This window comes from Nostoc sphaeroides (assembly GCF_003443655.1).
Classification (GTDB): domain Bacteria; phylum Cyanobacteriota; class Cyanobacteriia; order Cyanobacteriales; family Nostocaceae; genus Nostoc; species Nostoc sphaeroides.
Genome location: NZ_CP031941.1, coordinates 1,271,738 through 1,286,907, shown reverse-complemented (window position 1 = coordinate 1,286,907; position 15,170 = coordinate 1,271,738). Strand labels below are relative to the sequence as shown.

Annotated in this window: 12 protein-coding genes; 2 read left to right on the top strand and 10 right to left on the bottom strand. The window is 37.2% G+C overall.

Going from position 1 to position 15,170, the window contains the following annotated elements:
* Positions 1-188: 188 nt before the first annotated feature.
* The 9 genes from D1367_RS05990 to D1367_RS05945 all read right to left on the bottom strand — a co-directional run bounded on the left by D1367_RS05990 (position 189) and on the right by D1367_RS05945 (position 13,289).
* Positions 189-3,782, bottom strand: coding sequence for a hybrid sensor histidine kinase/response regulator (locus D1367_RS05990; RefSeq protein ID WP_118164511.1), 3,594 nt, complete (start codon positions 3,780-3,782; stop codon positions 189-191).
* 3 nt (positions 3,783-3,785) lie between these two features.
* Entirely contained in the window at positions 3,786-4,166 is a 381-nt protein-coding gene (locus tag D1367_RS05985; RefSeq protein WP_118164507.1) for a four helix bundle protein, read from the bottom strand.
* A gap of 31 nt (positions 4,167-4,197) precedes the next feature.
* A complete protein-coding gene (locus D1367_RS05980; protein WP_118164504.1) occupies positions 4,198-7,506 on the bottom strand; it encodes a GAF domain-containing protein in 3,309 nt (1,102 codons plus the stop codon).
* 117 nt (positions 7,507-7,623) lie between these two features.
* Complete coding sequence (locus D1367_RS05975) at positions 7,624-8,097, bottom strand: chemotaxis protein CheW (protein ID WP_118164499.1); 474 nt, start codon at positions 8,095-8,097, stop codon at positions 7,624-7,626.
* Between the two features lie 124 nt (positions 8,098-8,221).
* Positions 8,222-8,584, bottom strand: a complete 363-nt coding sequence (locus tag D1367_RS05970; RefSeq protein ID WP_118164495.1) for a response regulator transcription factor — start codon at positions 8,582-8,584, stop codon at positions 8,222-8,224.
* A gap of 506 nt (positions 8,585-9,090) precedes the next feature.
* Positions 9,091-10,293 (bottom strand): response regulator, encoded by a 1,203-nt coding sequence (locus D1367_RS05965; protein ID WP_118164492.1) that lies wholly within the window; start codon positions 10,291-10,293, stop codon positions 9,091-9,093.
* A 737-nt stretch (positions 10,294-11,030) separates the two neighbouring features.
* Positions 11,031-11,957, bottom strand: a complete 927-nt coding sequence (gene murQ, locus D1367_RS05955; protein WP_118171152.1) for an N-acetylmuramic acid 6-phosphate etherase — start codon at positions 11,955-11,957, stop codon at positions 11,031-11,033.
* Between the two features lie 119 nt (positions 11,958-12,076).
* The gene (locus D1367_RS05950) at positions 12,077-12,523 is read right to left on the bottom strand and encodes a DUF3110 domain-containing protein (protein WP_118164485.1); all 447 of its coding nucleotides are present in this window, start codon (positions 12,521-12,523) and stop codon (positions 12,077-12,079) included.
* 325 nt (positions 12,524-12,848) lie between these two features.
* Entirely contained in the window at positions 12,849-13,289 is a 441-nt protein-coding gene (locus D1367_RS05945) for a hypothetical protein (RefSeq protein WP_338042143.1), read from the bottom strand.
* Between the two features lie 62 nt (positions 13,290-13,351).
* Between D1367_RS05945 and D1367_RS05940 the strand changes: the two genes are divergently transcribed.
* A complete protein-coding gene (locus D1367_RS05940; RefSeq protein ID WP_118164477.1) occupies positions 13,352-13,543 on the top strand; it encodes a hypothetical protein in 192 nt (63 codons plus the stop codon).
* Between the two features lie 230 nt (positions 13,544-13,773).
* On the opposite strand, the gene D1367_RS05935 is transcribed toward D1367_RS05940, so the two are convergent.
* On the bottom strand, positions 13,774-13,995 hold the full coding sequence (locus tag D1367_RS05935) for a hypothetical protein (protein ID WP_118164473.1): 222 nt from the start codon (positions 13,993-13,995) through the stop codon (positions 13,774-13,776).
* Between the two features lie 481 nt (positions 13,996-14,476).
* Here D1367_RS05935 and D1367_RS05930 point away from each other — a divergent pair, with 481 nt between their 5' ends.
* Positions 14,477-14,923 (top strand): hypothetical protein, encoded by a 447-nt coding sequence (locus D1367_RS05930; RefSeq protein ID WP_118164468.1) that lies wholly within the window; start codon positions 14,477-14,479, stop codon positions 14,921-14,923.
* Positions 14,924-15,170: the final 247 nt, after the last annotated feature.

Sequence of the window (15,170 nt, the reverse complement as noted above, 5' to 3'; positions counted from 1 at the left end):
TTACCAAAATATCAAACCGCAACGTGAGAGTGATTAGTTCTTGAGATACCACGCCCACTCTTTAACTTGGTTTGAATTAGCCTTTAATCAGAAAGTTTTTTTCGGCCACGTTAGCGAAGTAGAAGAAGCCCGGTACGAGGGATGTACCAAAACACAATGACGAATGACGAATGACTAATGACGAATGACTAATGACTAATGACTAAATGGTTTAAATCATCTGTATTACTGTTAATTAACTCCTTAATTGTAGAAAGAAACTCATGCTCTAAATAAGGCTTAGTCAAGTAAGCCTTTGCACCCAATTCTTGAGCAAGCTGGCGATGTTTTTCAGCGCTGCGAGAAGTGAGAATCACTACAGGTTTTTTTGCTAAATTGGGGTATTGGCGTAAGTTACCCAACAACTCAAAACCATTCATTCGTGGCATCTCTAAATCGGAGACGACAAGTTGAATTTCAGGATGTAACTGCAACTTTTCTAGAGCTTCTACACCATTTTGAGCCTGTATTACTTGATAGCCAGATTTTTGTAGAGTCAGAGACAGAGTTTGCCGGAGACTAATTGCATCATCTACTACTAAAACAACTTTTGATGATTGATTATGTGGTTCTTGAGAATAACTGGGTTGGATTTCTATAGTTGTTGTGAAAGTAGATGCAGCAAGTAATGGTGTAGATGAAAAAGTATGTCCTGATATCGCTAAGGCTTTTTTATTTGACAAAGAAGGTACTGGTAGCGCCATGACATCAAGTGTTGTTTGTTGAAGCTCGTTAGATACCAGTAATGAAGCATCAATCACTAAGATGAGATTACCATTAGCTAAACTACTACAACCATAAATGTATTTTGGCGGTGCGATCGCATTTCCTAAAGGTCTGATTACCAGTTCTTGTTCACCAATTATTTGGTCAACTTCTAAAGCAAACATTCCCTGATTTCGTCGTAGCAAAAGCACCGGATTTTTCGCTATGCTTGGATCATGATTACTTGATGTATTGTATAAAGTATCATTATTAAAGCATGAATTATTATAATTAATCAACTTTGAAAGTTGACAGAGGCTGACCATAGTCTCATCATTGTCTGTATTCCAATGTAAAACTTTTTTACCTTCAATTTCTTTAATCTGCTGCTCAGAGGGAATCAAGATTTTTTCGATGCTGTCCAAAAGAAGAGCATAAACAACACCTTTGGCTTGAACTAGCATTAGTTTTTCGGTAGTCATAGAAAAAGGAATTTTGAGTATGAATATTGTTCCTTGGTTAGGTAAGGATTGAACTGAAATAGAGCCATTAAGTGCGTGCATCTGAGTCCGCACGATATCTAACCCCATACCGCGCCCAGACATTTCACTCACTTTAACAGCAGTAGAAAATCCAGGTGAAAATATCATATCTAACAGTTGAGATTCAACCAGATTAGAAGCATAGGTTCTAGTTTTTTCTTCAGTTTGTATGGGATAAAATTCAGCAGCTTTTCTGCGAATTCTGTCTAAATTTAATCCTTGACCATCATCCCGAACCTCGATAACAGTTTGGCTACCCTGATGATAGGCGCGGATTTCGATTAACCCTTGTTCTGGTTTACCAAACTCTCGGCGAAGTTGCGGAGCTTCGATACCGTGGTCAAAAGCATTACGTACTAAATGTAACAAAGGATCGTACAGCTTTTCTGCGATCGCTTTATCTACTAGTACTTCAGTACCAGTAAGTTTCAATTCTACAAGTTTGGCATGAACATTCCCCAACTTATTTACCATGTGGGGGAAGCGATTCAGGATATTGCCCAAAGGCGACATTCGTGCTTCTACTAAGCTATCTATAATATTAAGAGTTAATTTTTCTTGTTTGTCACTAATTTGGACAGCTTGCGTCACAAGCAAGTCAAGAGACTCTGTGGTTTCTTGTAGTTGTAGTGTCTCTTCTATTGCTTCATGCAATGTCATCTGAAAATCTGTATATACATCCATTTCTAAAGAGTCAAATTTCACTGCAAAATTTTGCGTTTGTTGTGAGGCAATATTTTGTATTTGTAATGGTAAATCACGTAATTCATTTAAAGTTGTTTGGTGTCTAGTGAGTTGCTGGATTAATTGGCTAATTATTTCTTTGACTTGTTCATCTTGCAAACTATGCCGTTTTTGGTAAATCAACGATTCCCCAGCTAGATAATTGAGGTGTTGCAGTCTCTCTGTATCTACTCGAATAAATGAAGGTTGGCGAAAGTTTTTAGTTTGAACATACTGCGATTTATCTTCTATTTCTTTGTTGATTTGTGTAGCTAAATCAGGCATGACTTCAATAGCTGTTTCAGGAACATTTATAACTACCTGTTCATTGACAGTTAATGAATCAAGTTTTCCTGAAGAATCATCATTTGCGGTTGTTACCCCTTGCTCTGTAAGGTTTTCGCTAGCTTCTTCTCCCCATATTGCTTCTAGTAGGTTCTCAGTTGTTTGAGAAGATACATTAGGTATTTCTTTAAGCACTAAGAGTGTTTGTAATTTGGGACTATCAAGCCAATTTTTCTCTTTGCTAGTAACAGGAGGATAGTTTTTATATTCTTGTGCTAATCTATAAATTCGCTTTTGTAATATTTTGATTATTGAAATGTAGCTGTCAGATTTATTAACAGAATACTGGAATTTATTGACAGCAAATAAAATGATTAAAATTATCCCATGTCGATAAATAGAAAGGCTTTGACTATCTTGTTCATCTTGAATAAAATCAAGAAACTTTTTCAGCCAATTATCGATATAGTCAAGTAAAACTTCTTTTTCTAATCTGGGAACCATTAAATCAAAATTAAGCTCTGCCTCTGGTATTTTGATTTCGTGATTAAACCAGCCAAAAATGTAGCGAATGACTTTTAAATAAAACTTTGCAGTTGTAGGCTTTACTGATTCGTTTTTATCGTTATCAGATGTAGTGATAAATTGGTAAAATTGTTCTTCTGAATTATTTTGTAATTCTCCAGACAACTCATTATTTGCCACTGTCGTGAGTTTTTGCAAAGCTGGAGAAGTTTTTCCGCCAGAAGTGCGATCGCCTTCTAATACCAATTTTTGTGCTTCTTGCAAATCTGCAAGGGCAATTTCTGCAATTTGCTGCACCTGAGTGGGGTTTGCTTGCAGCGCTGACAGAATTGTTTGAGAAATTTCTCCCAATCCAGGTAAATTTAGAGATTCCGCTAAACCGAGAAACACCTCAGCTTGAGAGTGTAAAAACTCGATAAATTCGTCATGACTTGGCGGATTCTTAACAGCTTCAGCAATACTGTTTATACGTTGCTCTACTCCCACTTCAAAAATGGACTGGACAATATCAAATCCCAATTCTTCAGAAGTGGGAATATGAGTCTCAGCACCAAATGCATCACCCAGCTTTTCTTGCAACTGTGCAAACACTGAAGTCGTTCGATGAAGCAGTTCTTCATCATTAACAGTACTGCCGATTAATTCGGTATTTAATGCTATGCTAAGACACTCATAAGCTTGTAATAAAAGTGTTTGTAATTCGGCATCAACTACCACATTTGGATTATATAGAGCCTTAAATACATCTTCTAAAAAATGGGCTATCATCTTAATTACTTCTAGCCCAACATTAGCAGCGCCACCTTTAAGTGTATGAGTAGCCCGCATTAAGTTATGAACTTTAGCAATGCTATAACCTTCCGATAAGCTAAATAGTTCTTGTTCAATAATTTGGACTAATTCTGGGGCTTCAGCTAGAAAGTAGATGTATCCTTGTTCGCGGATTTCGTTATCTGTAATCATATTTTAGATTTTAGATTTTAAATTTTGGATTTTGGATTTGTTACGTAAAGTTTTGATTGATGCAACTGTCATTGCCAGAATTTCGGTATTTTCTGACATCAAGTTGCTTACTTTTTCTAAAGGTAACAAACCAACCTCAACAATAAGTTCCATCCAATAAAGACTTTCATCGGCTTCTTCCTCTACCAAGCTGAGTTTAGCAATGACATCGGCAGTTGATTTACCACGGCAAGCTGACCGATAGTTAGCTCCCACAGATGTTGCTGAACGGATTAGCTGCTTGCCAATTATCTCTGCCGTTCGACTCTGTGGAAGGGCTTCTACTAAGCGGATTACTCGCAATGCTAACTGCTTTGTTCTCCGCTTAAAATCTTCCTCATTCATAATCCAAAATCTAAAATCTAAAATCTAAAATTCATTTGACCTTAAACTTACTAGCAGTTGTTAATAACTCTTGCGCCATTCCTGATAAATCTTGAAACACAGTCGCAAGTTCTTGAGATTCAGCAAAAGTTTTATGGGCAATTTCTGCTACATCTTGCATTGATTTTGTGACTGTTACAGATTGCGTCATTTGCTTTTGAGTGGCTGCGGTAATTCGCTGGATTAACTGACTAATTTCGGCAGTTGCAGAAACGATCGCATTTAAGTTTTGGCGAGTATCACTGACAAGATTTGTACCTTCTACTACCTGCTGAATACCTGTTTCCATCGCTAATGCAACTTCCCCGGTTTCTGCTTGAATCTCTTGGACTAATTTTTCGATTTCGATGGTTGCTGCTGCTGACTGGCGAGATAAAGAACGGACTTCATCAGCTACAACTGCAAAGCCTTTGCCATATTCACCGGCACGAGTAGCTTCAATGGCTGCATTCAGAGCTAATACGTTTGTCTGTGTGGCAAAATTACCAATCAAATTCACCACTTTGGAGATTTTTTGCGAGGATTCGCTGAGGCGTTTAATCTTTTTGCTAGTTTGAGCAACGGTTTCTCGAATTCCTTGGATTGCTTTTACAGTCAGATTCATGGCGGTATCGCCAGACTCTACAGTTCGATTGGCTTGTTGCACTGCTAGTTGCACTAACTCTGCATTCGCCACTACAGCTTGAGTAGAGTCCACCATCTGTTGAATGTCATCTAAAGCTGCGGTAATTTCCTCAGATTGTTGTTGTGCTAGATTAGTCAGTCCAGCTAGTGAAGCGTCGCTATTGCTAGAAGTTTCGGCAACTTGTTGAGCAGCCCCCTGTACCTGAATAACGATTTGCCGCAGCGCTTGCAGGGTATTATTGTAAGCATCTGCGATCGTACCTAGTTCGTCTTCTGTAATGGGTGCGCGTACTGTTAAGTCGCCGTTTAGGGCAGGTCTAAGGGCTGTTAGGAGTTGAATAGATCGTTGTTGCAGTAATTCTTTGGCTGCTTTGTCGCGTGTAGCCGCTTCTGCTAATTTTGCTGATTGCACTTGTAGCTGTTGCAAATATTCAGTCTGTTGTAATGCCTGTCCTAACTGGTCGCTAATGCGTGATAATAAGGTGACTTGCGATTCTTCCCAATTACGAGTTCCAGAATTTTGATAAGCTGCCAGCAAGCCCCATAATTTTTCTCCAGTGAATACAGGAACAACTACATAAGCTTTAACTTCAAACTGCTCTAAAATCTCAATATGGCAGGGCGTAAGACCTATTTTATAGATATCATTTACGACAAAGGTTTCACCTTTGGTATATCGACCTCCCTGAGTTTCTTGTAAGTGGGTATCTTCCCAGACAACTTTGATATCAGGTCCTACTAGTTTTACCCAACTATGACCCATTGATTCAGCCACAAATTCGCCACTCCAGTTGGGGTTAAAGCGATAGACAGCAACGCGATCGCATTTTAAGAATTGCCGTACTTCTTGAGTGGTTGTTTTAAATATTTCTTCGACATCTAATGATTGTCGAATGCGGTTGATTAGCTTGGTGATTCCTTTTTCTTGTTCTGCTAATTGAGCTAGTTTTTGAGATTTTATCCGCACTTGTTCCAGATATTCTGCCTGTGATATAGCTACACCAAATTGCAATCCAATCTGAGTCAAAAAGTTGACTTCCCAAGGTTGCCAATCACGAGAACCTGAGTTTTGATAAGCTGCCAGCAAGCCCCACAATTTGTCCCCAGAAAATACAGCTACAGTTACATAAGCTTTAATTTCAAATTGCTCTAACATTTCTACGTAGCAAGGAAAACGACTGATCTGAGAAATGTCATTACAAACAAAGCTTTCAGTTTTGGTATATCGACTTCCCTGATTTTCTTGCATGTAGGTATCTGCCCAAACAGTTTTAATATCAGGGTCTACCAATTTTATCCAACCATGATCTACTGACTCAGCTACAAATTCACCACTCCAGTCGTGGTTGAAACGAAAGACAGTGACACGATCGCATTTTAGTAATTGCCGTACTTCGTGAGTGGTTGTTCTAAAGACGCTTTCTACATCTAAGGATTGTCGAATCCGGTTGACTATTTTGGTTAAAGCTTTTTCTTGTGCAACTATCTGAGTTAATTGCTCAGATTTTTTCTGCACTTGTTCCACATATTCTCTTTGTGAGACAGCTACACCAAATTGCAAGCCAATTTGAGTCAGAAAATTTTCTTCCCAAGGATGCCAATCACGAGGCCCAGAATTTTGATAAGCTGCTAACAAGCCCCATAATTTATCTCCAGTAAAAATTGGGGCAATGATATAAGCTTTCATTTGATATTGTTCTAAAATATCAATGTGGCATTGAGCATGACCCGCTTGATAAATGTCGTTGACTACAAAAGTTTCACCCTTGGCATAACGTCCTCCTTGGGTTTCTTGCAAGTGGCTATCTTCCCAGACCATATAAAAATCAGGCCCGACCATTTTTACCCAACCATTACCCACCGACTCAGATACAAACTCGCCACTCCAGTCAGGTTTGAAGCGATAAACACCTACGCGATCGCATCGTAGCAAATTCCGTATTTCTTGAGTGGTTGTTTGAAAAATATTCTCGAGACTTGATACGTGAAGAATTTTTTCGATAACTTGACCTACTGATTTTTTTGCCTGTGTTCGCTTTTGTAATTCTTTTTGAAATTCAAAGCTCTGCAATTTGTAGGTGAATTCTGTTGTAATTTGAGATAATAGGCTAATTTCTGCCTCCTGCCATTGCCGTGGTGAGGAGCAATTGTTTACTGCTAGTAAGCCCCATATTTTACCTTCTACTGTAATTGGTAAACTCAAACTAGCTTTGATTTGGAATTTCTCTAACAACTGCTTTTGATAAGCGGTAAGTTGTAGATGATTGATATTATCAATAGCTACAGGTTCTAAATAGTCTTGATTTGTGTAGTAACCAAAAAGAATTATCGGAATATTTTCGCCTAAAGCTGGTGTCCAATCTAGGGTTCTTGATTCTGCTAAAACAGTACCAGAATCAAAGGAAGTAAATTGATAAATCAAGGCGCGATCGCAACCAATCTTCTCTCTGATTTGGTCTACAGTGACTTTGACTAGAGTATCGATATCAGAGGCTTTACGCATCTGAGTTGCAATGTCTTGTAACTGTTTTCTACAACTTTTAAATTCTTGAGCGATCGCACTTAATAATGATATTTCGTTACTAACAATATTTACTACGTCCGCACTCCCATTCTGATTTTCTAATTCATTAGCTAGGGGATCATTCTTTCGATTCTTCTGATACAAAAACTTCATAACTCAACCTCATTAATTGTTAATTGTTAATCACGGGATAATCACAAAACAAAAAGCAAGTTTTGTTGATTTTCATTCTCCTATTGCCTCTGTCACTCCCTAATTAGTAATTGTTTGTTAATTATGAGTTTTCCATATAAGAGCTTGGATAATTGATATGGCATCTAAATTAAAAATCATCTCCTCGGAATCATTAATAAAGTATCCTTGCAAGAAAGGGGAAATTTTTGGATAAAATAATTCGGCTGTTGGGGCTTTCATTTGCTTAGTATCCAGGCACTCAATATCCATAAGCTGTCGCACCAATAGTCCCAAAAACTTACCCTCGTTTTCCAGAACAATTGCCATCATTCTCGAAAGTAAATTTGTTCCTTGCGAAATTGGAGAATAACCCAACATTGCCTCTAAATCAACTAACCAAAGCATCTCACCGCGCCAGTTATAGATACCCAAGACACAACTGGGCATTTGAGGAACGCCACATATTTCTGGTAATGATACTTGCAAAACTTCTGTGATGTGTTGTAACGAAATTATGGCTGTATCCCTGACTCCCAAATTAAAACTTAAAAACTTTTCCTTGGTTTCCAAAGCTATTGATCCTTTGTGCTTGATTATTTATCTTTAGCCACTATTTCCAGTTATTATTTTATCTTTGCGGAGGTTTTATGTTAAAAATAGTGACTTCTAGTGGTTGTCAATTTGTTAATTTTTACTAATTAAGTAATCGCTTTAAAATTACTAATAATTCTTCTCGATCAATCGGTTTTGATAGATAACCCTCAGCGCCCAACATATTACCCCAAATTTTATCTACATCACTATTTTTTGTAGAGCAAAAAATAACTGGTATTTTGCTAGTAGTGGGATTATTCTTAAGTTCTCGACAAATTTCAAAGCCACTTTTACCTGGTAAAATTACGTCGAGAAATATTAGGTCTGGCTTGTTTTTATCTATTTTGTCTTGAGCCTCTTCACTGCTTGTGGCGCTAATCACAGAATAACCGGCCTGTTGCAAATAACGGCTGATTATTTCCATATCTGTTAAGCCATCTTCAACAACTAAAACAGTATTCATGGTAATTATCCGTTAAAATCTTTTAAGAATGTAAACAAGTTAGAGATACAAATCCTAAATGATGTGTGGATAAACACATGCAAGGGACTAGAGACTAGAGACTAGCCCCTACCCCCTTGTCATAAAGAATATTTCACAACTCAAATAGGACTGCTATAAATACAAAAATTTGTATTTGTCTAATTTTGATTCAATCTTTATATATTAACCTCCGAAAAAGTACGTAATGAACAGAACTTAATATATGTTTTATTCACTTACTAAATATTCTATTGTGTAGAAAAAAAGTAGATGGCTTTAAGACTGCCACCTACTTGCCTCTTGTGAATTTGGACTTCTTATTTATCACCCCAGTAATTTTATGTTTACTGAGCTGGAAAAATTTATCGATTGTAAATATTTTTATTATGGCTATTGTTAAGCAATAGGCTCATGCTAAGGAATTAAATTTTCAAGCTAATCAGATTAGTTTATGATTAATCATCAAGAAAAATTATTAATTCTCCCTATTTACAAACTTCTAAATTAGCTTTACTCTTGTCGATGGGTACACTCAACGCAGGTAAATATTTACGTATTATACTCATTACCTTCTCAGGCACTACAGGTTTAGTGATGAAATCTGTAGAACCGACTACCTTAGCACGAACTCTATCTAAAAGACCATCACTACCTGTTAATATAATTACTGGTGTATTGGCGAAAGCAGATATTCGTCGCAACTGAGTACAAATTTCGTAACCACTGGCGACTGGCATAATCAAATCCAAGAAAATCAGGTCTGGTTTATCCTGAATAAGGGTTGGGAGAGCTTGTACAGCATCTTGAATCTTGATAAACCTTAGTCCATTGGAAGTGATAATATCTTCCAGCATTTTACATACCTGGGGGCTATCATCTACGCAGGCTATTAGTGGAGCAATCGATTTTTTCGGTTGTCCGGTGATAGGCTTATTGTTGGCCTCAGTCATTACTAATGGCATGTCAGGTATTTCCACCAATTCAATGATTCCTTTAAGGATATAGGGAAGCAATGAACGGGTGAGTGGCAGTACACTTTGCTTCATTTTCACGGCTAAATCTCGCAGAGTTAATTTGCCGTTGATTAAATTTACAAAGTTTTTATAGACAGATGGACTTACCATCTGTTGAAGTTGTTCTGGTCGGCGTAGAACTGGTGCCAAGTCAGGAGAAAAATTTGCTAAACCTGCTTCTGACCAAATTTTCCACGAGTCTTGCATGTGCTTTACAGACATTTCTGCACTCGTGAAGCTCATTGGTGTTTCTAAGATAACTTCTTGACTGCGATTGCAACTTATAGAAGCAAAATTTCCTTGCATAGCTAGGTCAAATAATATTTCTGCTATGGTGTTTTCGGCAATAGACTGAATTTGCTCTCTCTGAATTTTCTGTTTTTTATAAAAGATTTCTAGAATGCGGTAATCCCAGTAATCTAGTGATACGTCTTGCAAACGCAACTGCAATTTATCAACATCAATCTGGGGACAATTTTGAGCCATATTTCTACGCCAACGGCGGAAGGGATGAGTTCCACCTGTTGCCCAAACTATTCGCCCCAGCCGATAATAAAAAGTCCATTGGCTGCCTTTAGAACTTTTAATATTTAATTTGCCATTATATTGCAACTGAGTACAAGTTTTAAATTCATTAACTAGGTTATTTGAAAGAATAAGTTCGGAGTGGGTCATACTTTTTTCCTTGTATTAAAAAGCCAGCTATTGAAAAACCCACACTAGTACCGCAAGGTAAAAGTCAGCCACTGTGGGGAAGTCACCCTTCGGCTGCGCTCAGGGTAAAAAAGTCAAAAAGCTTTAATTTTGGGTTTTCTGGCTGTAATGAAATGGTAGGTTGGTTTCCGCGACATGCACTAGCTATATACTGGTTACCAGATACGTCAATAAGTGCAAATACATTTCGGATATAGCAGTCTAAATTAAATTTATTAAAATCTAGGGATATAGGAAAATACCAAAATCTTATTAGTAAAAAAGTCATGTTGCAGAGAGTTGATTATCGGTAAAATTTCCGACTAAAATAGGTTGCTATAGCCCCCATCATTAAAAAAGATGCATTCAGTGTTTATATATTATTTTAATAATTCCCATACAGAATTATATCCGTATAATTTCTGAATTTTTGTTTAAAAAAGATTGGCAGTCTCTATCTATATTTCATTTACTGAGATTGGCAATATATCTTAAAACTATTTATTTAAAGTTACATTTCTTAATAAGGTGTTACGCAAATAATATTGTACATTTACCTGATGAGTGATGAGTGATGAGTGATGAGTGATGAGTGATGAGTGATGAGTGATGAGTGATGACTGATGAGTGATGACTGATGAGTGATGACTGAAAACCCGTCAACAGTCAACAGTCAACAGTTAACGACATCAAAAAAGTATTTATTTAGGAGAACTTCTTTAAGGTTTTTTGGGGTTTTGATAGCTGATAACAGCTGCCCTAAGATTACTTTGGTGTTCTGAAAGAAGCCGATCGCCTTCGTCTTTTTCTAAACCAGTCCAGTGCATCAATAGCGCTAGCTTCACCCATTTACCACTACGTTCTAATAAAAAACCAGCAGCTTCCCGACTTAAGCCTGTGAGGTCTTGCAAAATTCGCAAAGCGCGATCGCGTAACTTTTGATTTGTTACCGCCACATCTACCATGCGATTACCGTAAACTTTGCCTAGTTTGACCATCACCCCAGAAGAAAGGATATTTAAAGCTAATTTCGTGACTGTACCAGCTTTCAGACGAGTTGAGCCAGCGATTATTTCTGGCCCTGTTAATAGGCGAATGTCAATATCGGCATCAAAGCTAACTTGTTCTGCGGGAACACAGGCGATAAAAATAGTCTTGGCTCCTCGCTGACGGGCAGCATGAAGGGCACCGTGAACATAAGGCGTTGTTCCACCTGCGGTAATGCCAACTACGACATCTAATTGGGTAATTTGCCGCCCTGCGATCGCAGCCTCCCCATCTTCGATGCTATCTTCTAAATCCTCCGAACTGCGTACCAGTGCGCCAGCACCACCAGCAATAATCCCCTGTACCAACTCTGGGGGTGTACAAAAAGTAGGTGGACACTCAGCAGCATCTAACACTCCTAACCTGCCACTTGTGCCCGCACCGATATAAAATAAGCGTCCTCCGTGGCGCAAACGCTCTGCGGTGCTATCAATTGCTTGTGCCAACTGAATTTTCGCCGCCGCAACCGCCTCGATTGCCTTTTGGTCTTCGCTATTAAACAGCTCCACCAATTCCAGAGAACTGAGCTGGTCTAAGTTAAGACTGTTAGGATTTACCAGCTCGGTTAAAAGATGCCCACGTTCCTGCAAGTTTGTCATTTGTTTTTTGTCCTTTGTCATTTGTTCTTTGTCATTAGTCAGTTAGCGACCAATGACCAATGACCAATACTTCGACTAGGCTCAGTACAAGTGACCAATGACCAATGACTAATGACTAATTACAACAATCCTTCTAATTTGCGACGCATCTTCTCTAGTTCAGAATCAGACAATTCTGGTTCTTCTAGTGGCTGTTGATTGAGAGGGAAGGTGTCTTCAACAGTATCCTCCTTCTGGGCATCTACTTGCCAGTCAGTTTGTTCGACGTTAAGTTCTGGAGGAGTTACAAGTAGATTGCTGTTTTCTGGGATGATTTCCCATTCATATCCAGCACTTTCGCAAAATTCCTTGATTTCCTCAGCATCGAACGGCTCTGGTGTAGGTGAGGGAAAATCCTGAGCTTCTAACATCAGGGCAAAGCGGGTGGCGTCGTCTTCTGACTCGAACATCAGAATTTTATTGCGTAGCTTGCCGCCTTCGGCATCGCCTTCCCGAATGGTATGAATTCCCTCATTTTCCGTCCGAGCATTAAAAATTAACACAAAAACACGCATAGGCGTAATCATAAAGTTAAACCAATACTTTCAGGTTGTATTTTTCTATCTTCTATTAATTTTCTAGTATTTAACCTTTTAGTACATTTGAACTACTTTTCTGGTAATTTGATCTATCTAGTAATTTTTTATTTTAGGTATAAATAATTACTAAATATCAATGCTCAATATATGCTCACATATTTCTCACCTCAGAAAAGACCATAAACATAAATATCCTAATATATATCAGTTACCCCGTACTTCTTAGACTATTACTCTAAGAACTTTCGTCACAAACAAACAAAAAAGACTCTATATAGAGTCTTTAGTTATTAATCTGAAATTTTTAAGCTACTTACTCACCTAATAAATACATGACTTCTTCTAGTTTCTGTTTTGCTATGTAGAGGTTAAGTAGCTTTTGCTGTTCCCAGGATAGCGGCGCACGTAATCTTCTCTCTTCCATCGTTAGCTTGATAAGTGCTGCTTGTTCATCAGTCGGATCATTTATCTGATCTAATGCTGCGCCAATATTCTGGAATGCTTCAAAACTTAACCTTTTTATTCCTCTACCGTCTTCCATCTGTTTAAGTGCGATCGCTGGAAATGACATCAAGCTTACAATGTAACTATTCTTGTAACCTGAGTTCCCAGTAGGCTTTAAGCCGTATCTTCTGCATAAGTCTCGTAGCTCCTGAATAGTTTTGCTTTCAAGTTCCGATCGTGTAAACATAGAGTAGCCATTCCTTAAAAGTGGTATCGGTGGTGTACTGTTTTCCAAGACGTGTGTCACCACCGATTTAAAACTCTATTCGATAGCTTCCTATCGATTCAACTTATATTTACGTTTCTACATAAATGCCTAACCCTAGAGGAACACCTGAGAATTTGCAGCCAGGGAAGAGAAAAGGTGAAGAACCGCTAACTGAAAAAATGAATATACGCATGACAAAATCCATGAAGGAGGAAGTACAGCAACAAGATGACCCCCCTGAATTCTGTAGAGAAGCTATTCAAAAAGCACTGGATGAAAAGAAAGGAAGGCAATAGTAATTAGAGCTTTATTTCTAAGATTCTGTCTAAACTACACAGATAGCTGAAAAGCAATATATATAACAAATTTAAGGCTAGAGTTTGAAAATTGACTCTAGCCTTAAATTTATAGCTGTATCTCTCACTATGTGAGAACCTTAGCGCATCCGTGCCGATTGATTTTCATCGCACTTCTGTAGACCCTGTATGGGGAAGGGGACAATCTTGCTTGATGACTTACAAAAAAGTTAGGGGTCGATTTCTTTTTCTAGATTTTTTATGTAGACCTCAAATTCTTCAATTGAAAAATTTTCTGTTATCCCTTTTCGTTGTACCTGCCATTCTATTGTCTGTTTTTCATGATTTACGTGTTCTCCACAACTAGATATTTCATATTTATCATCGTTCACTAGAACTTTACATTTATCAATCAACCTTTCTCTTCTAGCAAATTCTTCAGGAGTTGACATGATGTTATTTTTTACCTTAATTGAGTTAAATCAAAGTAATTTTTTCTGGATATATTAAAATATTAGCAATAAAACTTAATAAGAATTTTTAGATTATTTTTTTAACAATAGCAATTATGTATCTATTTCTGGGAATTATGTATATAGTTCTCTAAAGGAATGCTTTTTATGTCATGAGAAATCAAAATTTGTAACCAACCTCTATGGTTTTTAGCAGAACAATGCCATGAAAACGCCACAGCAGTTATTAAAGGATTTTTAGAGTTATTTAATTAGCAATAAAATAAGAAGTTACTAGTTCTAATTTAATAGAGTTTTTATGTCTGACTTAATAGTTTACCAACTATCTGATAAAACTGTGCTGAAAAAATTCAAACCAGAAACTATAGCGGTGTGCAGTTCAGTGAGATACAAAAAAAATGCTGGAATGATTTGACAGCAAGGATTTTGGTGTTCTCATCCAATCGATAACCGCTATAAGATGTCTTTAATAGTAGGGTCAGTAGAAAGACTAGATAACAGTGACGACCGTTTTGTAATACGTCAAATTGAAAGGAAGAGTAAAAATATATATTTTGATGGATTTGATGAATATCGTTGTGAACGAACACAGGAACATAAAGAAATTTATACAAATTATGTAACAGTTGAAATTGATTTAGAGTGGCGTAATAATCAACTAAAAATGATAGAAGATAATAAAAAGACAAGCGCAGGTCTTTTTTATTCTTCTTTAGGCGTATTGTTAATTTCATTTTTTATACATGGTTCTAATAGTCCAAATAAACAGCATTCTTCTAATTTCTTTATAGATATAATTTCGGGATTGAGTGTTATATCAACACCACTGTTAGGATTGACTTTTTGGGGTTATAATAGGCAAAAACATATATTTACTGAATTGAAAAATAATCAAGACTCTACTTGAAGATATCTTTTCAACTGTGTAATACGCTTTTAATATTTACTCTGTGCCTGTTTTACTTGTATGTCGTCAAATAGATATTTGACGACATTCTTGCTCACAGTCTATTTATAAAAATAGAATAATTTCATAGTTAAATCTCTTCTTAATTAGGGAATTCTAATTGGAGTAATTTCGACTACACTTCTCTATTTACTTAGATGTTTTTCAGTACTCTTTCCTTATCCGGTTGTAGATAATGCTTAATAAG

Excerpts from the sequence above, each read along its gene's own strand:
- D1367_RS05990 (WP_118164511.1), bottom strand. The coding sequence starts at position 3,782 with ATGATTACAGATAACGAAATCCGCGAACAAGGATACATCTACTTTCTA.
- D1367_RS05985 (WP_118164507.1), bottom strand. The coding sequence starts at position 4,166 with ATGAATGAGGAAGATTTTAAGCGGAGAACAAAGCAGTTAGCATTGCGA.
- D1367_RS05980 (WP_118164504.1), bottom strand. The coding sequence starts at position 7,506 with ATGAAGTTTTTGTATCAGAAGAATCGAAAGAATGATCCCCTAGCTAAT.
- D1367_RS05970 (WP_118164495.1), bottom strand. The coding sequence starts at position 8,584 with ATGAATACTGTTTTAGTTGTTGAAGATGGCTTAACAGATATGGAAATA.
- D1367_RS05965 (WP_118164492.1), bottom strand. The coding sequence starts at position 10,293 with ATGACCCACTCCGAACTTATTCTTTCAAATAACCTAGTTAATGAATTT.
- murQ (WP_118171152.1), bottom strand. The coding sequence starts at position 11,957 with ATGACAAACTTGCAGGAACGTGGGCATCTTTTAACCGAGCTGGTAAAT.
- D1367_RS05950 (WP_118164485.1), bottom strand. The coding sequence starts at position 12,523 with ATGATTACGCCTATGCGTGTTTTTGTGTTAATTTTTAATGCTCGGACG.
- D1367_RS05940 (WP_118164477.1), top strand. The coding sequence starts at position 13,352 with ATGCCTAACCCTAGAGGAACACCTGAGAATTTGCAGCCAGGGAAGAGA.
- D1367_RS05935 (WP_118164473.1), bottom strand. The coding sequence starts at position 13,995 with ATGTCAACTCCTGAAGAATTTGCTAGAAGAGAAAGGTTGATTGATAAA.
- D1367_RS05930 (WP_118164468.1), top strand. The coding sequence starts at position 14,477 with ATGTCTTTAATAGTAGGGTCAGTAGAAAGACTAGATAACAGTGACGAC.